General features: G+C 45.8%; 22 protein-coding genes and 1 tRNA gene. 12 read left to right on the top strand and 11 right to left on the bottom strand.

Annotation, left to right across the window (positions count from 1 at the left end; translation table 11 throughout):
• The first annotated feature begins 92 nt into the window (after positions 1-92).
• From JWV37_RS08600 to JWV37_RS08585, 4 genes are all read left to right on the top strand, one after another.
• Positions 93-1,190 (top strand): DegT/DnrJ/EryC1/StrS family aminotransferase, encoded by a 1,098-nt coding sequence (locus tag JWV37_RS08600; protein ID WP_205459387.1) that lies wholly within the window; start codon positions 93-95, stop codon positions 1,188-1,190.
• On the top strand, positions 1,184-2,086 hold the full coding sequence (locus tag JWV37_RS08595) for a Gfo/Idh/MocA family protein (protein WP_205459386.1): 903 nt from the start codon (positions 1,184-1,186) through the stop codon (positions 2,084-2,086). The genes JWV37_RS08600 and JWV37_RS08595 overlap by 7 nt, the downstream gene beginning before the upstream one ends.
• On the top strand, positions 2,083-3,033 hold the full coding sequence (gene hemH, locus JWV37_RS08590) for a ferrochelatase (protein ID WP_205459385.1): 951 nt from the start codon (positions 2,083-2,085) through the stop codon (positions 3,031-3,033). The genes JWV37_RS08595 and hemH overlap by 4 nt, the downstream gene beginning before the upstream one ends.
• Before the next feature lie 78 nt (positions 3,034-3,111).
• Positions 3,112-3,543 carry a hypothetical protein gene (locus JWV37_RS08585; RefSeq protein WP_205459384.1) on the top strand — a complete coding sequence of 144 codons (432 nt, stop codon included), beginning with the start codon at positions 3,112-3,114 and terminating at the stop codon, positions 3,541-3,543.
• Here JWV37_RS08585 and JWV37_RS08580 read toward each other — a convergent pair.
• Genes JWV37_RS08580 through flgB form a run of 4 tightly spaced genes read right to left on the bottom strand, consistent with a single transcriptional unit; the run spans position 3,520 to position 6,547 of the window.
• A complete protein-coding gene (locus JWV37_RS08580) occupies positions 3,520-5,307 on the bottom strand; it encodes a peptidoglycan D,D-transpeptidase FtsI family protein (RefSeq protein ID WP_205459383.1) in 1,788 nt (595 codons plus the stop codon). The two genes, JWV37_RS08585 and JWV37_RS08580, sit on opposite strands and share 24 nt — an antisense overlap.
• A 6-nt stretch (positions 5,308-5,313) precedes the next feature.
• Positions 5,314-5,607, bottom strand: coding sequence for a flagellar hook-basal body complex protein FliE (gene fliE, locus JWV37_RS08575; RefSeq protein WP_205459382.1), 294 nt, complete (start codon positions 5,605-5,607; stop codon positions 5,314-5,316).
• A 6-nt stretch (positions 5,608-5,613) separates the two neighbouring features.
• Entirely contained in the window at positions 5,614-6,108 is a 495-nt protein-coding gene (flgC, locus tag JWV37_RS08570; RefSeq protein WP_205459381.1) for a flagellar basal body rod protein FlgC, read from the bottom strand.
• 10 nt (positions 6,109-6,118) lie between these two features.
• Positions 6,119-6,547 (bottom strand): flagellar basal body rod protein FlgB, encoded by a 429-nt coding sequence (gene flgB / locus JWV37_RS08565; protein WP_205459380.1) that lies wholly within the window; start codon positions 6,545-6,547, stop codon positions 6,119-6,121.
• Between the two features lie 148 nt (positions 6,548-6,695).
• On the opposite strand from flgB, the gene JWV37_RS08560 reads away from it, so the two are divergent.
• The 5 genes from JWV37_RS08560 (at position 6,696) to JWV37_RS08540 (ending at position 12,109) form a co-directional block, all read left to right on the top strand.
• Positions 6,696-7,859 carry a peptidoglycan glycosyltransferase FtsW gene (locus JWV37_RS08560; RefSeq protein WP_205459379.1) on the top strand — a complete coding sequence of 388 codons (1,164 nt, stop codon included), beginning with the start codon at positions 6,696-6,698 and terminating at the stop codon, positions 7,857-7,859.
• On the top strand, positions 7,856-8,881 hold the full coding sequence (locus JWV37_RS08555) for a UDP-N-acetylglucosamine--N-acetylmuramyl-(pentapeptide) pyrophosphoryl-undecaprenol N-acetylglucosamine transferase (RefSeq protein ID WP_205459378.1): 1,026 nt from the start codon (positions 7,856-7,858) through the stop codon (positions 8,879-8,881). The genes JWV37_RS08560 and JWV37_RS08555 overlap by 4 nt, the downstream gene beginning before the upstream one ends.
• A 343-nt stretch (positions 8,882-9,224) precedes the next feature.
• Positions 9,225-10,916: an L-lactate permease gene (locus JWV37_RS08550; protein WP_205459377.1), complete on the top strand. Its 1,692-nt coding sequence runs from the start codon at positions 9,225-9,227 to the stop codon at positions 10,914-10,916.
• 93 nt (positions 10,917-11,009) lie between these two features.
• The gene (locus JWV37_RS08545; protein WP_205459376.1) at positions 11,010-11,474 is read left to right on the top strand and encodes a GNAT family N-acetyltransferase; all 465 of its coding nucleotides are present in this window, start codon (positions 11,010-11,012) and stop codon (positions 11,472-11,474) included.
• A complete protein-coding gene (locus tag JWV37_RS08540) occupies positions 11,471-12,109 on the top strand; it encodes a LysE family translocator (RefSeq protein ID WP_205459375.1) in 639 nt (212 codons plus the stop codon). Before JWV37_RS08545 ends, JWV37_RS08540 begins: the two co-directional genes overlap by 4 nt.
• Here JWV37_RS08540 and JWV37_RS08535 read toward each other — a convergent pair.
• The 5 genes from JWV37_RS08535 to JWV37_RS08515 form a co-directional block, all read right to left on the bottom strand.
• The gene (locus JWV37_RS08535) at positions 12,106-12,780 is read right to left on the bottom strand and encodes an SDR family oxidoreductase (protein ID WP_205459374.1); all 675 of its coding nucleotides are present in this window, start codon (positions 12,778-12,780) and stop codon (positions 12,106-12,108) included. The genes JWV37_RS08540 and JWV37_RS08535 overlap by 4 nt on opposite strands.
• Positions 12,777-14,063, bottom strand: a complete 1,287-nt coding sequence (locus JWV37_RS08530) for an SPL family radical SAM protein (protein WP_240332126.1) — start codon at positions 14,061-14,063, stop codon at positions 12,777-12,779. Before JWV37_RS08530 ends, JWV37_RS08535 begins: the two co-directional genes overlap by 4 nt.
• Positions 14,008-14,529 (bottom strand): phosphorylase family protein, encoded by a 522-nt coding sequence (locus JWV37_RS08525; RefSeq protein ID WP_205459373.1) that lies wholly within the window; start codon positions 14,527-14,529, stop codon positions 14,008-14,010. Before JWV37_RS08525 ends, JWV37_RS08530 begins: the two co-directional genes overlap by 56 nt.
• Before the next feature lie 288 nt (positions 14,530-14,817).
• Positions 14,818-14,988 (bottom strand): hypothetical protein, encoded by a 171-nt coding sequence (locus JWV37_RS08520; protein WP_205459372.1) that lies wholly within the window; start codon positions 14,986-14,988, stop codon positions 14,818-14,820.
• A 148-nt stretch (positions 14,989-15,136) separates the two neighbouring features.
• Positions 15,137-15,213 (bottom strand) — tRNA-Arg (locus JWV37_RS08515).
• A 118-nt stretch (positions 15,214-15,331) separates the two neighbouring features.
• On the opposite strand from JWV37_RS08515, the gene JWV37_RS08510 reads away from it, so the two are divergent.
• Positions 15,332-16,231 (top strand): nucleoside recognition domain-containing protein, encoded by a 900-nt coding sequence (locus tag JWV37_RS08510; RefSeq protein ID WP_205459371.1) that lies wholly within the window; start codon positions 15,332-15,334, stop codon positions 16,229-16,231.
• On the opposite strand, the gene JWV37_RS08505 is transcribed toward JWV37_RS08510, so the two are convergent.
• Complete coding sequence (locus JWV37_RS08505) at positions 16,194-16,577, bottom strand: thioredoxin fold domain-containing protein (protein WP_205459370.1); 384 nt, start codon at positions 16,575-16,577, stop codon at positions 16,194-16,196. The two genes, JWV37_RS08510 and JWV37_RS08505, sit on opposite strands and share 38 nt — an antisense overlap.
• A 1-nt stretch (position 16,578) precedes the next feature.
• Complete coding sequence (locus JWV37_RS08500) at positions 16,579-17,457, bottom strand: DMT family transporter (protein WP_205459369.1); 879 nt, start codon at positions 17,455-17,457, stop codon at positions 16,579-16,581.
• 80 nt (positions 17,458-17,537) lie between these two features.
• Between JWV37_RS08500 and JWV37_RS08495 the strand changes: the two genes are divergently transcribed.
• Positions 17,538-18,389, top strand: coding sequence for a prephenate dehydratase (locus JWV37_RS08495; RefSeq protein WP_369407671.1), 852 nt, complete (start codon positions 17,538-17,540; stop codon positions 18,387-18,389).
• A gap of 10 nt (positions 18,390-18,399) precedes the next feature.
• Positions 18,400-20,462: molybdopterin oxidoreductase family protein (locus JWV37_RS08490; protein WP_205459368.1), on the top strand; the 2,063-nt coding region annotated here is incomplete at its 3' end.

Raw genomic sequence — 20,462 nt, 5'->3', positions numbered from 1 at the left:
AAGTAAATAGCTTTACATGTAACGCCTTTTTATGCCCCCAAAAGCATCGGGGGAGTATAATCGCCCTTACTATTTTGACACAAGGGACTGCCATGAAACTGCCTTTTATCGACCTTAAATCCCAATACGAAGCCCACAAAGATGAAATCAACCAAGCTGTTTTAAACGTACTTGACTCCACGCAATTCATCATGGGGCAAGAGGTAAAAACCCTAGAAGAGACATTGGCCCACTTTTGTGGCACCAAACACGCACTAGCGTGCTCTAGCGGTACCGATGCTCTCTTGCTCGCCCTGATGGCGTACGACATCGGGCCAGGAGACGAGGTCATCACCTCGCCTTTTACGTTCATCGCCACCGCTGAAGTTATCGCTTTTTTGCGTGCAACTCCCGTGTTTGTGGACATTGACCCTGCAAATTACAACCTAGACCCCACCCTTTTAGAAGCGGCCATTACGCCCAAAACCAAGGCGATTATGCCCGTCTCCCTTTACGGCCAATGCCCCGACATGGATGCCATCAATGCCATCGCACAAAAACACGGCATTCCCGTCATTGAAGATGGGGCGCAAAGCTTTGGGGCGACCTATAAAGGCAAAAAAAGTTGCGCCCTTTCTACCATCGGGTGCACGAGCTTTTTTCCCTCCAAACCCCTTGGCTGCTACGGAGATGGCGGGGCGATTTTTACCGATGACGACGCGCTGGCTAAAAAAATGCGCATCCTTTTAAACCACGGCCAAGAAGAGCGCTACAAGCACGAATACGTAGGCATCAACGGGCGTCTTGACACCATCCAAGCCGCCGTTTTAAATGTCAAACTTGCCTATTTTGACGATGAAGTAAAAGCACGTGAACGCATTGGTGCACGCTACAGCCAACTTCTTAAAGACGTGCTCATTACCCCTGCCCTTTCCAAAGATTGCACCAGCGTGTATGCGCAGTATTCCGTGCGCGTTCCAAACCGCGAAGAGGTCGCCAAAGTACTCAACGAAGCGGGCATTCCCACCGCCATCCACTATCCCATCCCTTTGCATCTCCAGCCCGCCTTTACCTACCTTGGCTACAAAGAGGGGGATTTCCCCCTGAGCGAAGCGATTGCTAAAGAGATCATGAGCCTTCCCATGAGTCCATTTTTGACCGAAGAACAACAAGACATGGTCGTCGGTGCCCTTAAGGAAACCCTATGCTAAGGGTGGCACTCATTGGCCTTGGATCCATGGGAAGAAACCACTATCGCGTCCTCAAAACCCTTTCTGGTGTAGAGGTAGTCGCCCTGTGTGATGTGGTTAAAAACGATGCATACAGCGAACCTTTTTTTGATAGCGTAGACACCCTTTTAGAAGAGGCAGAATTTGACGCAGCCCTCATCGTGGTACCAACTTTTTTACACAAAGAGGTTGCCCTCAAATGCCTTGCCAAGGGTAAGGATTTGTTTATTGAAAAACCCGTAGCCTCCAACTGCGAAGAAGCCGAAGAAATCCTAAAAAAAGCCCAAAGCATGGGCGCAAAAGTATGCGTGGGATACATTGAACGCTTTAACCCTGTCGTAGAAGCACTCAAAGCAGAACTTGAAGACAAAGAAATTTACAGCATCGGCATCACCCGTGTAGGGCCTTTTCCGCCACGCATCGCAGATGTTGGGATTTTAACCGACCTTGCTGTGCATGACATCGACCTCATCCGGTTTATCTCGGGGCAAGAAATCAACCAAACAGCCATTTTCAAATCCCAAAAAATCCATAACCACCACGAAGACAACGCTATTTTGTCTTTCAAACTTGAAAATGAAGTGGTGGCAAGCGTTACCACCAACTGGCTTACCCCCTTTCGCAAGCGCACCATCGAAGTAGCCACCAAAGAAGCCTATTACGAAGCGGATTTAATGGAGCAAACTTTGGTGGAATATTCGGCCTACCAAAAAAACTTCTCTTACGTCATTCGCAAGTGTATGGTTAAAAAAGAGGAGCCATTGGTGCGCGAGCTAAAAGCCTTTGTGCGTTTTGTCAAAACGGGCGACCAAGGCGGTCTTAGCAGCATTGACGATAGCATGATCACCTTGCGCATTAGTGCTGGAGAAGAGGCATGAGCAAGGGACTAGTATTGCTTAACATGGGCGGACCAAACAACCTTGATGAGGTGGAACTCTTTTTAAAAAACATGTTCAATGACCCCAATATCATCACCGTAAAAAGTGATCTTTTGCGGCGTTTCATTGCTTTTATGATTACCGCATCGCGAAAAAATGAGGCCAAAGAAAACTACGCTGCCCTTGGCGGAAAGTCGCCACTGGTTGACTACACAAAAGCCCTTGTAGCAAAACTTCAACACGCCCTTCCTGATACCTATGTGACGTACGCCATGCGCTACACCCCTCCTTTTGCCACTGGGGCCATCGAAGAACTTAAAACCCACGGCGTAACCCAGCTGTGCATTTTACCTCTCTACCCACACTACTCCACCACGACCACCAAATCTTCTTTGGAGGATTTTCAAAAAGCGCTAGACTTGGCTGATTTTCATCCAAAATGCACTATAGTGGAGCGTTTTTATACCCATGAAGGATTCAACCAAAGCCTTTGTAGGCGCATCAAAGAGTCCCTAGGAGAAGCTAAGCCAGAAGATTACACACTTATCTATTCTGCCCACTCTTTGCCCCAAAAGATTGTCGACAAGGGTGATCCCTACCAAAAAGAGGTACTTTCCCACAGCGACTTACTCACTGATATGTTGGGCAAAAACGGACTTGTTTTTGCAGACACAATCACTGCTTATCAATCCAAGCTTGGGCCCATTAAATGGCTAACGCCCGAACTTGGCCACACCCTTGAAGCCCTTAAGGGGAAAAACGTCATCATTCTCCCAGTAGCTTTTACGATTGATAATTCTGAAACCGAATTTGAACTTTGGATAGAGTACAAAGAAAAAGCCCAAGAATATGGGGTTTTAGACTATCGTGTTGCTACTTGCCCCAATGACAGCGATGCCTTTGTTGAAGCATTGTGCGACCTTTATCACCGCAACACAATTGCATAACCTTTACATGTAAGAGTCTCTACATGTAAAGGAATATTTTTTGCTTGGCATGAATACCCCAAAGATAAGGAGTTATTCATGAAAGTTGAACAAAGCCAATTTGTCCAGTCTTTGGCCCTCGCCAAAGAAGCCGTTGCCCCAAAATCTGATGCTTTTTCTGCCGAGCTCGAACGCCAACTTATGCAAACTATCAAGGGGCAAGCCCCCGAAAAAAAAGAGGAAAAAGACCCAGAGGTTCAAGCTTTTAAAGAACAGCTTACCTCTATGGGTGCGGTTGCTTTTTTCCAGCATTTCAATATGGAAAAAATTGAAAAACTTCTAGAGGAAAAACGAAAAGAGCTTGAAGCGGCCTTCAACGTTGAGGCTTTAGGCGAGAAAGAGCGCGCTAGTGCCCTTGTAAAAATCGAAGAACTGCTAGAGCAATACGCCAAAGAATTGCAAGAACGCTTAAACGCCAAAACAGAACTGGAAGATTCAAAAAGTCCTTTAGCTTCCCTCTTGGGTGCTTAAAGAAGGAATCAAATACTGCTCGTCCACCATTTTTTGCACAATCGCGCGAAAAATGGGGGCAGCGCTCAATGAGCCAAAATAGTGGTAAGGCTTCTTGGGCTCTCGCACTAGCACGCCGATTGTGTACTGAGACTGAGCATCATTGGCAAAACCAAAAAAACTCCCATTGTAGCGGTTTTCATACCTTCCGCCCTCGGCGATATGTGCCGTTCCTGTTTTACCGCCAATTTCGAGCCCCTCCATCGAAACCACCTTTCCTGTACCTTGCCGAACTGCCTTAACAAGCACACGCTTAACACGCTTAGCCACAGCAATAGGAAGCACCTCCACCTCAGGAGGTCTCATAATAGGGTACGTTTTTCCGCTGGCATCTTGAAACTCCAAGCCAAGGCGTGGGGTCAGCATTTTTCCATTGTTATTAAACACATTATAGGCTTTGAGAATTTGCATAAAATTGACCTGCATCCCATAACCGTACCCGATTGTACCCTTATATACTTCCGAATTAAACCGCTGCAAAGGTGGCATATTTCCAGGGTTTTCATAAGGCAAATCCACTCCCGTGCGTTCCGTAAAACCAAAATCTTTAAGCCCCTGATAATAAGGAATCGCATCAAGTTTTTGAGCCAACTGCACCGAACCCACATTGGAAGAATAAACAATCACGTCTTCCGCGCTAAGCCATTCAGACTCTTTGGTGTCACGAATAGTGTGTTGGCCGAGTTTGTACTTTCCACCATAAGTGCGCACCAAATCAAAGGGGTTGATTTTTTCTTCTTTAAGCAAAAGCGAAAACATCACAGTTTTCATCACGGAGCCTGGCTCAAAAGCATATTCAACTGCCGAAGCATTTAAAGACGCGTAATCTTCTCGCCGAATGCCGTTGGGATTGTAACGATTACTAGAGGCTAGCACTAGCAATTCTCCCGTATCGCTTTTCATCACCGCGGCAACAACTTCCTCGGCACGAAGTTCTTCTTTTTTTTCATCAAGGATACGCTCAATCATTTTTTGTAATTTCAACGAAACACCTATGCGCATGCCGTAGCCATCAATGCGCTTTTTTGCTTCCGAATCTCGATTTAAGATTAACGTATTGCCAATATCCCTAGGGGCGATTAAAAGGGCATCTTGAATGGGTTTTAAGTACTGTTCATGCTGGCCCTCTATGCCCTTGACGCCCTCAACTTTTGTAATGGGACCTTGGTCTATTTTTCGGATGTAGCCCAAAAAAGGCGTGAAAATATCGCTTTGGGGATAGTGGCGGTATTCGCCACTTTCAGAAATACTAAGTCCCCGCAAAAAAGCCAATCCGGTTTCTGGGTCTTCATAGGTGCGAAACACCCCTTGTCGGTACAGTTTTCCTGCAAGCTCTTGTAGGTATTCTGCCTTTTTGGCATCAATCTGGTACGAAAGGACCACATTACCGCGCCCCGAATTAAGGCGTTTGGCAATCTCTTTTGGGTCAAGGTCAGCATACAAAGAAAAAAGATTGATAAATAGTGCTTGCTTAGAGGGGTCAATGTTGCGCGTATCTACCATAGCCTTATAGAGTTTTTGACTGGTGGCAACAACAAAACCATCGCGGCTAGTGATGGTGCCGCGCAAAGCCGTAGAGGTTTGGCTTGTTTGAAGGCGCGGGAGCTTGCGATCGATTTGTGACCAATAGAGCAAGGTCCCAATAAAAATAATAAAGCCAAGGCTAATAAGTGAAAAAAGGAGGAGGATTTTTGCCTTTTTTCTATCCAAAGAAGGACGGTTCATGCAAGATTAAACTTGTGTTCTTAAAATCTCTTTGTAAGCACTGAGCGCTTTGTTGCGAATTTCAAGCATCATCTTCATGCTAGTTTCTGCTTTGCCAATGGCAATGGCGGCTTGGTGCAAATCTTTCACCTCACCCGTAGCAATATCCGCAGCCGCTTTGTCTGCGTTTTCTTGAAGGGTGTTTTGATTAGAGAGCGTTTTTTCAAGCACCTTAGCAAACTCATCCCCTGGGGCAACGCCCTTGGTTTCTTGCTTTGGTTGAAGCATCTCTAGGGTGGAGATGGAGTTAATTCCATTCATTGGTCATTATCCTCTTAACATATCTATCGCACTTTGGGCGATGGTTTTGGCACTTTGAAAGGCTGAAACATTTGCCTGATAGGCACGTGTTGCTTCAATCAAATCGGCCATTTCAATCACGGGATTAATATTGGGAAACGCCACATAACCTTTTGCATCCGCGTCGGGGTGAGTAGGGTCGTACTTTAGGCGAAAATCCCCATCATCACGCACTACTTTATCCACAATAACGCTCATTATAGCAGGTTTGGCATCCCTTTGCAAAAGCGTTTCATCCAAGGGGTTTTCGTACTCCAAGAAGGCATTATTTTTCTTAATTTCTTGATTGAGCGCCTCATTGAAATCAATAGCGCGAAACACCACTTCTTTACGTCGATAAGCCCCGCCTTCTGCAGTGCGTGTAGTGTTGGCATTGGCAATGTTGGAGCTGATAGTGTTCATACGGAAACGCTGGGCAGAGAGTCCGTACCCGCTAATGTCAAAATCGCTTAAATACGCCATTGGTTATCCTTTATACTTTGCCAGATGCTTCAAGCACGCTTTTGAAAATTGCGCTTTTCTTTTTCATGGCTTGGGTGAGCGCATCAATCATCAAGGCATTTTTACTCATTTCGGTGGTTTCTACGTCCAAATCCACCGTATTGCCATCATTTCGCGCTAAATGCCCATCACGCAAATAAATCATTCCCGCGCCAAAACTACTGCCAAAAGCTCCTTGGAGGTGATTTTCGTGGGAAGTTGCCATCTTGAGCTCTTTGGGCTCTTTTATCCCATGTATTTCTTTGGCTTTTTGGATGAGCACGGTTTCAAAATCCACATCACGCGACTTATAAAAAGGCGTGTCAATGTTCGCAATATTACTGGCAATCATTTGCTGGCGCAAGGAGCGCGCAGCAAGGGCTTGCTCTAATAGTGGCTTAGATTTGTGTGTCGTAACCATTCTGTCTCTCTTGTCTATTAGCTTTACATGTAACGCCGTGGCGCACGGCTAAATTAAAGCAATTTTCGTTCCATAAAGGAGAAGTCGCCTAGGGAGATTTCAACGCATTTTTGGTACAATCCTAGAAATTCACCTAAGGATATTTTGCTTGGCAACAGACAAAACCCTCTTTTATCTTTGCTCTTTTTTAATTGGCGTAGGTGTGGTTTTTTCTCTCTCATTGCCTGTGTTTACGGTACTTTTTTACAACTACAGCCCGTACCATTTTTTTATTCGTCAATTTGCCGTAGGCATGGTGGGTATTTTTATCATGTGGGGCCTTTCCAATCTCAATCCCGACAAATACCTCAAGGGCATTGGGTTTTTTATCTTTTTTGCCTGCATCCTTACCATGAGCCTTATGCACTATCTTCCTGAGTCCTTAGTAACCGAATCAGGAGGAGCGAGGCGGTGGATTCGCTTGCCTGGGTTTTCCATTGCGCCGGTGGAGTTTTTTAAAATCGGCTTTGTCTATTTTTTAGCGTGGAGCTTTGCGCGCAAGCTCGACGAAGAGCAAAAATCCCTCAAAGATGAAATTAAGCTAATTTTGCCCTACATTGGGGTATTTATTTTGGTAATTTACCTCATTGCTATTTTGCAAAACGACCTAGGACAAGTAATTGTTTTGGCGCTCACATTAGCTGTTATGGCTTTTTTTGCGGGCACAAGTTTTAAATTTTTCTCCTTGGCTATTTTGGGTTCGGTATTGGTTTTTACCACAGCGGTGGTTAGCTCTGAGCATCGTATTTTGCGCATTAAGACATGGTGGGCCACCATTCAAAACATGGTCCTCTCTTTTTTTCCCGAATCTATTGCTTCCACCCTTCGAGTAGAGGATGCGCCAGAGCCCTATCAAATCTCCCACTCCCTCAATGCTATCAAGCACGGTGGGCTATTTGGAGAAGGGCTTGGTAGTGGGATTTTTAAATTAGGGTTTTTAAGCGAGGTGCACACCGACTTCGTTCTGGCAGGCATCACCGAAGAGATTGGTGCGCTTGGCGTGGTCTGCATTACACTCATCATATTTGTGATTATTTACCGCATCTTCCGCATCTCTGGACGAAGCCAAAACCGCGTGTACTATCTTTTTAGTTTAGGAATTGGCTTATTGATTGTGTTTTCATTTTTAATGAATGCCTATGGCATTACCTCTATCACTCCCATAAAAGGCATTGCTGTTCCTTTTTTAAGTTACGGCGGAAGTTCGCTTTTGGCACTGTGTGTAGGCATAGGGATGGTGTTGATGGTAAGCAAGAAAGCGAGGAATCCATGACACTTATTACAGGCGGGGGAACAGGCGGCCATCTCTCTATCGCAAAAGCGTTGTGCGAAGCATACAACGCCCGTGGTATACGCCCTTTTTATATTGGCTCAACAAACGGCCAGGACAAAACATGGTTTGAGGGGTATCCGGGGTTTAAAAACACCGTTTTTCTCCCCAGCAAGGGTGTAGTAAACCAACGTGGACTGGGAAAAGTCTTAGCACTTTGGATCATTTTCAAACAACTCTTTACATGTAGAGCCTTGCTTAAGCGCCACAACATTCTGCAAGTTGTTTCAGTAGGAGGCTATGCGGCGGCTCCTGCAACACTCGCAGCACTTACTCTTGGCATTCCTGTGTATATTCATGAGCAAAATGCCATAACAGGAAAACTCAATAGCCTATTGCGCCCCTTCGCTAAGGCATTTTTTAGCTCTTATGAAGCGCACTCCCCCCTTAAAAATTACCCTGTTGCAACACGCTTTTTTGAAGCATACCGCGCAAGAGACACCCTTAAAACACTTCTTTTTTTAGGAGGGAGCCAAGGGGCGCGTTTCATTAATCAGCTAGCAAGAGCCATTGCCCCCATACTACACAACCAAGGTATTCGCATCATTCACCAATGTGGCAAAAGCGAGCTTGAGGCAATGATGGATTTCTACGCCAAGCACGGCATTGATGCAGACGTATTTGCTTTTAGCAACGTCTTGCATGACAAACTTCACGAGGCCGACGTCGCCATTGCTAGAGCAGGTGCGGGAAGTGTATGGGAGCTTTGTGCAGCGGGCATTCCCACGCTTTTCATTCCTTTTCCCTATGCTGCTGGCAACCATCAGTATCACAACGCCAAAACCTTTACTAACCAAAACCTTGGGGGCTTATTGCGCCAAGAGGAAGCAACTCCACAAGCAGTACTAGCATGGCTTGAAAATGCTCACATTAAACGCATCAACTTAGCACTTCCCGCTTGTCTCTCTAAAGGTGGGGCGGATGAGATTGTGGCGTGGCTAGAGCGCGAAAAACCCTCCCGTTAGGCGTTTCAAAATTACCCATCTTTTAAAAAACTTTCTTTGCTTCTCTTTTTTTTATTTAAGGACTCCTTGCTAAAGTCCTTAAATAAAGGCTTTTCTTTTTCTTTTTCCCTGCCCCTCCCTCTTGACCAATATAACCCAGTCAAATGCCCAATTATCTGGGCATGGGGCGTTTTGTAACATCCCCTAAAAGCCTTTGGGGCATTTTTGCTTCCCTAGGTTGTTTTTAAATTTCCACTAAAATGTAACTATTTTTATCATTTTTATATCATACCAACTTCATCTCTTTGTCATGTGCGGTCGCTACCATGCCCCTAGTTTAAATCTACATTAGAAGGAGTACCTTATGGGTCTAGGTCTGTACGCATTGTTTGCAGCAATGCCAATCATCCTTTCAGGAATCTTGCTTGTTGGGCTGCGGATGCCAGCAAAACGCGCAATGCCAATTGTTTTTTTCGCAACGGCATTGATTGGGATTTTTGTGTGGGACATGAGCGTTACGCGCGTTTTGGCGTCTACGGTTCAAGGTGTCATCATTACTATTTCCGTGTTGTGGATTATTTTTGGGGCTATCATGCTTCTCAATACCCTCAAGCACTCAGGCGCCATCACCACCATTAAGGCAGGCTTTAATGGCATTAGCCCTGACCGTCGTGTGCAAGTGGTTATCATTGCATGGCTTTTTGGTTCGTTTATCGAAGGTGCCTCAGGCTTTGGTACACCAGCAGCCGTAGCTGCGCCACTTTTGGTCGCCATCGGCTTCCCTGCAATGGCGGCGGTTATGATTGGGATGATGATTCAAAGCACCCCTGTTACTTTTGGCGCCGTAGGAACACCGATTCTTATCGGGATTAATGCGGGACTTGATAAAGCAACCATCAGTGAGCGCCTTCTTTCTGTAGGCTCCAACTGGGACACTTACCTTCAAGCCATTACGTCTCAAGCAGCTATCACGCACGCCATTACAGGTACGTTGATTCCTCTGTTTATGATTATGATGCTTACCCGCTTCTTTGGACGTAACCGCTCCTGGACAGAAGGTCTTTCTATTCTTCCTTTTGCCATTTTTGGTGGTCTTGCCTTTACAGTGCCTTACGTGCTTACGGGCATTTTTTTAGGTGCAGAATTTCCTTCCATCATTGGTGCGCTTGTAGGCCTTGCCATTGTTGTTCCAGCTGCCAAAGCAGGGTTTTTGATTCCCAAAAACACATGGGATTTTGCTCCTGCTAGCGAGTGGCCAACAGCATGGATTGGAAAACTTGAGATTAATCTAGACGCACTAGCTGGCAAAAAGCCTATCTCTCTTGCCATGGCTTGGGTTCCTTACTTGCTAGTAGCAATTATTCTTGTGCTTTCTCGCGTTAATGCTGAGTTTAAAGGCATGCTTACCGCTTGGTCCTTTGGCCTTAAAAACATCCTTGGTGAAGCAGGCGTAAGTGCATCCATTCAACCCCTGTACCTCCCTGGTGGTATCTTGGTATTTGTTGCACTTGTAACGTTCTTTTTGCACAACATGAAAGGTGGCGAGCTAAAATCAGCATTCAAAGAATCTAGCGCATTGTTGCTAAGCGCGGGTTTTGTTCTCATCTTTACTATTCCTTTGGTACGTATTCTCATCAACTCTGGCGTTAATGGCTCTGAACTTGCGAGTATGCCAATCACCATGGCTACATGGGTTGCCCAAAGCGTAGGCGATATTTATCCTTTCTTTGCTTCTTGGGTGGGAGCGCTTGGGGCGTTTATTGCAGGATCCAACACAGTAAGTAACATGATGCTTGCTCAGTACCAATTTGGTGTTGCTGAAGCCCTAGGCCTCTCAACAGCCCTTATGGTGGCCCTCCAAGCCGTTGGTGCAGCTGCAGGTAACATGATTGCTATCCATAACGTCGTTGCCGCTTCTGCAACCGTAGGACTTCTTGATCGCGAAGGGGAAACCTTGCGCAAAACAGTTATTCCTACCATCTACTATCTTATCATTTCTGGTATTATCGGCCTTGTTGGCATGTATGTACTGGGGATTACTGACCCACTGATGTAACCCAAAAAGAGCCAAGTTTTTGGCTCTTTTTCTTTTTTTCCTTAATCTCCTTTGTGGTATCATACGTTTTTTTGAATCCAAAGGAGAATCCCCATGTCTACCCCTTTTTCTGTTCGTATTGCCACCAGAGATGACGCCTCAAGCATTGCAGAATTTAATGTCTTTTTTGCCAAAGCCAACGAAAACCGCCAACTTTCCCTTCCTGTGACAGCCGCGGGCGTGCGTTATGTATTTGACTCATTTAACAATGGACTTTACGTTGTCGCTGAGCGCGAAGGAGAAATTGTTGCCGTCACTATGGTAACCCGCGAATGGAGTGATTGGAACAATGGGTTGTTTTATTGTATTCAAGATATTTTTGTTCTTGCTCAAGATCCATGCAGGGAGATTCACGACGCACTTTTAAATAAAGTGCGCGCTTTGGCCAAAGAGCATGAAAACGTGTGTGGTATCCGCCTTTATGCCCACAAAGACGATAGTCAAAGCCAAGAACACTACCAAAAACTCAACCTCAAAAAAACCCCCTACCGCATCTATGATGAGGTTTTTTCACAATGATTGGCCTTGAAACCTTACTTCTTTTTATGGGCGCTTCCGCCCTTTTGGCCCTTAGTCCCGGGCCAGACATCTTGTTTGTTATTACCCAAGGTATCACAAGAGGCGCTAAAGCTGCACTAGCTACCACCTTTGGCCTAACCTCAGGCGTGCTCATTCACACCACCGCCGCGGCTCTTGGAATTTCGGTGATTTTTCAAACCTCTGCACTGGCCTTCAATCTTGTCAAATACGCGGGTGCTTTGTATCTATTTTACCTAGCGTACCAAGCTTTTAAACACCGCAACGAACTTGTTCGCATCGACTCAAAAAAGAACAACACAGCCCCGCTTAGTCTTAAAAACCTTTATGCCAAGGGGTTTTTAATGAATGTGCTCAACCCTAAAGTATCCCTGTTTTTTCTGGCTTTTTTACCTCAGTTTGTTTCGTCAAGCGCAGGAGCAGTACCGTGGCAAATGGTCCAACTTGGTCTTGCATTTATGGTCACAACCATTCTTGTCTTTTCCACATGTGGTCTCTTGGCGCACAAAGCAAGTGCAGCCCTTATGCGCAACCCTAGCATTGCCAAAACCATCAACACTCTCTCCGCCTTCGTCTTTGTTGCATTGGGATTAAAGCTTGCATTTACCCAACGCTAACCTTTACATGTAAAGGTTTTTTTCGCAATCCCAACCCGTTGTGGCCGAACCGTAATATCGGTCACAACGCCCTTGGTTTCCAAAACGTGCTTGACTGTTTGAGCAAGGGTTTGCGGTAGCAAGTAGCTCTCTTCGCAGGCGCTTGGCTCAAAATGCAATGTATCAAAAAACGGGGTTTTTGTCATGTCGGGATTAATGGTTGTCACCCGCACCCCCTGCTTGCGAACCTCCTCAAACAAACACAAGCCAAAGTCTCGCAACCCACTTTTGGTCGCCGTATAAAGCGCAGAATACTTCGCGTGCCGCGTCGCCTCAACCGATGCGATACTAATCACGTGCCCTTTGGTTTGACACAATGCGCGCAAACACACGCTTGTAATCACCAAAGGTGCAGTGAGGTTAGTGTCAACTAGTGTTTTAATTTTTGCAGCACTAAGTGTTTCATGGGGCTCAAAAACGCCTACCCCCGCACAATGAATCAACACATCTACCGTGTTGGTTTTGAGCCACGTTTTTAGTGCTTTTTCCAAGCCAACCGCATCTTGAAGATCACAGACAATTTCGGCCTGCGTGCGCCCGATGTTTACCACACAGTACCCACACGCTTCAAGCGTCGCGCGAATAGCACTCCCAATGCCGCCACTTCCTCCGCTCATCAATACTGTTTTCATAACACTCCTTGTATTTTCTCCCGATACGCTTTTTTCATTGCTCTTTCTAGGGCCTCGTTGCTCACATACTCGAAGCCAAACACCTCATTCCACAAGCCTTTATCCTCCATGCACAGATAAAAAAAGACCTTTTCGTGCCAAGGCGAAAGGGCATTATAAAACAAAGAAAACATCTCTTTTTTAGTTTTTAGGGGGTATGAAAATTTACCATATGTTTGCACAAGGGGCATTTGGAGGATTTTGGTAGGCCTAGCTTCTCGCCTAAGGGATTTAAGCACTGGCTTGATAAATGTCAGCGTTCCCAAGGAAACCATCGCTACTTCTTGGGGCGAAAAACGCGTCAAAAGTCTCTTAGCAAGAGCAGTGTAGCCCTCCTCCCATCCCCTATAAAGCATCATAGGATGCAGATGAAACCCCACCAACGCACCCTTATCTGCCAGCGCTCGTGCCGCTTGAAGACGCTGCTCCAACGAAGCGCAATAGCGCTCTTCATGATCGATCACAGGTTGGGGATTTAACGACCAAGTGAAAAGCATGTTTCTAGGCAAAGAAGGTACGCTTAGTAAATAATCAATCGCTTGAGACTTGGTTTTTAATTCTAAAATAACCTTAGGATATTTTTGGGCAAAAGCAATGAGCGCGTCGAGCACCCCTTCGCGGTTTCCCCACATCAGCGAATCTGAAGATTGGCCTGTGCCAATGTGATACACTTTGTTTTTATCCAGCTCAAGTGCCGCCAACTTCTCCCCGAAAGCCTTATCAAAACGCACCTCGCCCGCCCCGTAAAAGGTACGAATAGAACAATACGTACACGCAAACCCACACCCTTCCACTGCATCAAGGGTGAGTAAATTACAACACCTTGTATTGGGCGAAGCGACAGGACAACTCCCTAGACTCAATTTTTCCTTATGGTGTAAAACTTTGCGCAATGGCATTTTAGGTAAAACAAAGGGTGCTTGCGTGTAGTCTCTCGGGGTTTGCCTGTAGTGTTGGGCTTTTACATGTAAGGCTTCAAGAGCGGCTTTGGCATTTGCACGCTCTTCCCACTGCGCCTCCAGAGGAGCTATTTGCCACATTTGAAAATCAATAGCCAACGTAATAAGTTGCTGTATTTGAGAAAAACTAAAGCCGTAAAACAAAGCTTTTTCCCGCAAAAATAGTTGGGTTTTTGGAGTGAGTTTTTCAAAAGGCGTATTAGCAGTTGCGTCAAAAAAACGTGTTGTTTTAGTGTTTTGCATAACCCCTCCATCGCCCAATGCTTCGTCCAATCCAATCGCCAACTTGCCCCTTGGTCGGGCGTACAGGATTAAGGTGGTCTGAAACCACTTTGAACACATACGCTTCCACGCCACAAGGAACACTTTGCACAAATGCATCCGCCTCCATGTCCACCAGTGTTGTTTCTGGTCTGTTTTTTCCATCAACTGGCACATCATAAGTGGAAAGAGTTGCAAAAGGAATGGGTAAGTGGGCATGAGAAGTGCAAAACAACGTCCCCACAGGAATGCTCACATCAGTGCATCCTGCGATTCCCACCGAAACCATTATTTCAGGCTCATAACGCGCAAGGGTGCAAGCCAACGCAAGGCGCGTCTTTTCACATCCAACACCTGAAACCACCAAAACCGTCGTAGCATCAGTGTAGAACAAAAAGGGTTTTGTGCTTTTACATGTAAGGCCAAAAGTACCAGCAATAGGCTTTGCTTCTGCGCAAAGCGCTGTGTGAATGAGGGTTTGGATTTTCATGATGGGATTATAGCGGGTTTTATTTAGGCATATCAATGGGTTTTGTGCCCTTGCATGTCACACGGGATAGAGTTTTTTAGGCACCCACCACACATAAAAAGCCGTGCCGAACAATTCAACCAAGGATTAAAAACAACAACAACTGCAGCAAACTCAAAGGAGGCCGGCAACGAAAACGCAAAGAAAATAAAAAAGGGGACAATGCTGCCAAAAAATGAACAACCGCGTACACTTGTGCCACAGCAACCAAAAAAACAACAACACCTAGCAAAGGAACAGGCAGCCATCCTAGTGCACCCACTTTTCCGCAGCAAAGGCACCAACTGAAGCAAGAGACTCACGGGGAGAAAAAGAGATGGCATGCTTTGTGTCGCCGCCGCCCAAATGGGTAAAGCAATAAGCCAATCTATACAAGGCACCAGCAGCCAGTCTAAGCATAATCCCAGAGAGATAAATCAAGACTTAGTATTTCTCCAATGTTTCACGCTTTAATAGCCAAGCCCCTGTGTTATGTGATTGGTTATTATAGTGCGCCAGACTTAGATTGGCATGATCAAAATCAATGTGAGAAAAAAGAGCGGGGGGGATTTGATTAAATAAAAAAGAGTGGTGCGCCCGAAGGGATTCGAACCCCTGACCTCCGGTACCGCAAACCGATGCTCTATCCAGCTGAGCCACGGGCGCACTATGTTTTAAGGACGGTATTATAGCTACTTAATTCTTAAAAAAAGGAAAAACCGCCATTCGAAGTGTGCTTTACATGTAAAGCACAAAACAACGCTTTTTTAGCTACACTTTCCCTATGAATATTTCAACCATACGCCCTTCCCTTTACCGGTCGCTACGCAGTGCGTGGATTGTGCTCAAGCTCATTATTCCCATTTATATTTTTGCAGACGTTTTGTTTTACTATGGATGGCTTGAGAAAATCTCTTTTCTGTTTACCCCTCTCACAGCAGCCCTTGAACTCCCTAAAGAGGCGGCTTTGTCTATCATTAGTGGCATGTTTTTAAATCTTTATGCTGCTATTGCTTTTGCCGCGCCTCTTGGGTTAAGCCCAAAAGAGTGGACCATTTTGGCAGTTTTTTTGGGTATTTGCCACGCCTTGCTTGTAGAGACTGCCATTATGCATCGCCTTAAAATCTCCCGCACTTACGCTGTGTTGCTGCGATTTTTTGTGGGACTTTTAGCAGGCTGGTTAGTGACTTTTTTTCCTGAAAATTGGTTTGGGGAGGGGGTTTTTTACAACGCTCCAACCTTCCCTTCTTATGAAACTTTCGCCGTCATGCTTCTTAGTTCACTCCAAGAAGCTGTCGTACTGGCACTAGAGGTTGTAGTTCTTGTAGTGCTGATTATTGTTTTTTTGGATTTTATCAAGTCTCTTGAGACTGTAAACCGTTATGCCAAGCGCGTCAATACGGCTTTTAGCCTTGTGACAGGAACCATTCTGGGCATTACCTATGGTGCTGGCGTGCTCATTAGTGAGTATGAAAATGCAGCCATGAGCACCAAAGAGGTATGGTTCGTGGGGACGTTTTTAATGATTTGCCACGCCATTATTGAGGACACTCTCTTGTTTGTAATCTTCGGCGCCAGTGCGTGGGTGATTGTTGTTTTGCGGTTGATTTTTGCTCTTCTTTTTTCCCTTGCTATTGTTGCTTATCTTACTTATCGCCCTGCTCAATCTCGTAGACCAATTTGAGGTACTCTATAAAATCTTCGCTTTTCATATAGCCAGGCAACATCTCCAAAGTTTCCCCATTGGTGGGGTCTATCAAAAACGAGGTAGGAAAATACTCCGCCCGCAACCCTTTGGCAATAGCTTCTTCGCGCCCAAGAGGCACCACAACATACAATCCTGACAATGCCTCATCATACACACCACTCTCTAATAATTCATGGCGCATACGCGCGCACCAAGGGCAACGAGGAATCTCCACAAATACCCACACCAACTTTTCTTCTTTTTTGGCTTCTTCTATGGCTTGTTCAAAAAGACCGGCAAAGCCAAAACAAACCACACACATCACCCCTACAAACCAGCGCATTTTAGACTCCTTTTTTTGCTTTTTGAAACAATAGCCCCATTACAATCAATCCAAGCCCAACAAGCGTTGAGGGCAAAATAGCCTCTTTAAGCACCATTCCAATAAAAACCAACGAAAGAAAAGGGGAAAGAAAGATTAGATTTGCAATGGTTGCTGTTTGGGTTGTCTTTTGCATTGCCTGAAGCCAAAGAAAAAAAGCAACACCCATCTCAAATACCCCCACATACACCGCGCCCAACACTCCCTGCCACGGCATTACCACAAGAGCTCCTTTGGCCCACGCCCAACACAATACCAGAGCAAAGCCACTTGAAAAATTTAAAAACAACCCCACCAATGGATCTAAACCCCACTTGGTACTATAAATCCAATAAAATGCCCACAAAAATGTTGAAGCAAGCGCCAAGCCTACACCCGCAAGGTTTCCAAAAGAGAGCCCAAGCACATCGCCTTGGGTTGCAATCACTAACACGCCAGTGTAGCAAATAATTCCTGCAACTATTTGCCGTGGGTGAAGTTTTTGTTTTAAAATAAACGCCGAAAGATAAGCCAGCGTCAATGCCCATGTATAATTCAAGGCTTGCGCCTCTTGCGCAGGCAACAAAGCGTAAGCTTGAAACAATACCAAATAATAAGCAAATGGGTTAACCGCCCCGAGAAAAAGCATGGCTAAAATATATTTTTTAGGGAGGGAGCGAAAAAGAATAATTTTACCCTGCCACCCCAGCAAGGCTCCAAGCACCAGTAGCGACACACCAGAAGCAATCACCAGAAGCTGTGTGGGCGTTAAATGTACCAAGGAGAACTTAAACGCTGTCGCTACGCTCGACCACAAAAAAACTGCGCCAAGGGCATACATGTAAGCGGATTTTTCAGCCATAATGTTCCGTTTTCACTGATTATATCTAATCCACTCTTTACAAACACAAAGGTATAATACGTCCCAAAAAAAGGAATGTTGTGAACGATATCGTCATTGCCTACCAAGGAGCAGAAGGGGCTTATTCGCACCTTGCTTGTAAAACTGCCTTTCCTTCCTCTATTAGCATCGCGTGTGATGCTTTTGTAGACGCCATGAAAATGGTTGAATCTGGAACAGCAAATCTTGCGATGATTCCTGTAGAAAACTCCACAGCAGGAAGGGTAGAGGAGATTTACCGTCTCATCCCAAGGCTAGAACTTCATATTATCCAAGAACACTTCGAGCCTGTCAGACACTGTCTTCTTGGACTTCCTGAAAGCTCCCTTGAAACCATCAAAACCGTCGCGTCTCACCCCCAAGCCCTCGCGCAATGCCAACTCAATATCAGCAAACATGGCTACAAAGCAGAAGCGAAATTTGATACCGCAGGCTCCGCCAAAGAAGTACAAGCCTTGGGTGACCCCACCAAGGGCGCTATTGCTTCCAAATTGGCTGCAAAACTCTACGGATTAAAAATTTTAAGCGAAAATTTCGGTGACCTTTTGGGTAATACGACTCGCTTTATTGTACTTTCTAAAGAAAAGGTTGCTCTTGAATACGAGCCCAACAAAGAGTACATCACTTCATTGGTTTTTCAAGTACGCGACATCCCCGCAGCTTTGTACAAAGCCCTTGGCGGTTTTGCAACCAACGGCGTAAACCTTGTCAAGCTTGAAAGCTACTCCCCCTCAGGAAACTTGCAAGTGAGCCAATTTCACCTCGATATCGATGGCCACCCCAACAACCGTAGCCTTGTTTTGGCTTTAGATGAATTGCGTTACTTTGCCAAAGAAATCAAAATCTTGGGCACGTATGAAAAACACCCCTACCGCTTTGGGCAAAAACGCTAAAGGAATAAACATGGAACACACCCACACAATCGACAGCGTTTGTACCTACTGTGGCGTTGGTTGCGATATTGCAGCCGAGGTTCAAGACAACACCATTTATGCCATTAACGCCCACCCTGAAGGCGTTGTCTCCCAAGGCAAACTCTGCGTCAAAGGCAAATACGGCTTTGATTTTCTCACCGCACCCGATCGCCTCAAAACACCGCGCATCAAAAAACGCTTTCTTGCCAACAATCCCGCGATTTTTGAAGCCATTGCGCCTTTACTGAAAGAGTACGATGAAGTGTGGATGGAGGCGGCCTTGGATGCTGCCACCACCGCAGTGGCGATGAAACTCCAAGAAATACGCCAAAAATACGGAGCCAAAAGCATTTGTGCCCTAGGCGGGGCACGCACTTCTTGCGAGAGCGCCTATTTACTCCAAAAATTTACCCGCCACACCCTAGGCTCCCCGCATGTGGACAACTGTGCGAGGGTTTGCCACGCCCCAAGCCTTAAAGGGATGCGCGAAACCATCGGCGAAGGAGCCGCGACCAATCCCTACAACGACATTTATAACACAGAATTTATGATTGTCATCGGTTCCAACACCACCGAAGCCCACCCGATTATCTCTAACCGCATCGTTGATGTAGCGACCAAACACGACAATCTTGCCGTATTTGACGTGCGAGAAATCACCCTGCACCGTTTTGCCAAATACAAAGCCATTCTTCCCCATGAAGCCAATCTTATGGTCTTGAACATGCTCGCCTACGTGATTATCGATGAAGAGCTCTACGATGAACATTTTTTAGAAGACAGAACCAAAGGCTTTGCCGAATTTAAGGAAAAAATCCTAAGCGACCCTTTCGCTAACCCTGCCTACTTTGAAACTATTTCAGGATACGAGCACCTTAGCAAACTTATCCCTAAAGTTGCCCGCGAGTACGCTCTTAAAAATTCCATGATATTTTGGGGACTTGGCATTACCGAGCACGTAGATGGCTCTCAGGCGGTTATGGCCATCATCCATCTTGCCCTTATGACGGGCAATGTGGGCAAATCTGGTGCAGGTCTCATGCCATTGCGTGGCCAAAACAATGTCCAAGGCGCCTGTGACATGGGGATGTTGCCCAATTATGCACCCGACTACCAAGAACCAAAAGAGACAGGGATGATGACACCTGACCTCATTAATGCGATGCAAGAAGGCCGCATTAAGGCGTTGCTAAACATGGGCGAAGACATTACCCACATTCATCCCAACACCAACAAAATCACCAAAGCCATTGAAAACCTAGAACTTATTGTGGTGCAAGAATTATTCATGACCGACATTGCCGCCCGTGCAGATATTGTCATTGGGGTCAAATCCGCCTACGAGAAAACGGGAGTGTATGTCAATGCCATGCGCCGATTGCACCTTTCTCAGCCTTTAGTACACTCAAACTTACCTGATGATTGGGAAGTGATTCAACAGATTGAAAACAAACTTGCAGGAGAGTACCACTACAGTGATTCTAAAGGGATTTGGAATGAGGTACGCGAAGTGGCCTATCGACGCTTCTCAGGAGCAAGTTACACGCGCCTAGAACGCCACCGTGTTCGCGGTTTGCAATGGCCCGTACACACAGAAGACACGCCCATTTTACACCAACTAGACTTTCGCACAGAAGATGGATACGGACGGTTTTGCTATCACCCCTATCTCTTGCGAGGCATGGTGCAAGAACTCACAAACAACGCGCTTACGGGCTATTACCTCACCACAGGCAGAACCCTTGCCCAATACAATAATGCATCCCAAACCTCACGCAGTGAAAAGCTCAACAAGCGCTACGATGAAACTGTTTTATTGGTGCACAAAGAAGACGCGAAAGATTTTCCAACTCCGTACGTCGTGCTTCAAACTGCTTTTGGAAAAAGCGCGCCACTGCGTGTCAAATTTACCGATAAAGTGCAACCAAAAACCTTATTCTGCACCTTTCACCATGCCACGTCTAACATCAATCATCTTTTTGGAGACCGACGCGATAACCTAACAGGCACAGCAGCCTTCAAGTCCATTAAAGTTGCCATTATTCAAGCCCC

Source organism: Sulfurospirillum tamanense (genome assembly GCF_016937535.1).
In the GTDB taxonomy this organism is placed as follows: domain Bacteria; phylum Campylobacterota; class Campylobacteria; order Campylobacterales; family Campylobacteraceae; genus Sulfurospirillum_B; species Sulfurospirillum_B tamanense.
This window is presented reverse-complemented; position numbering and strand designations above follow the sequence as displayed.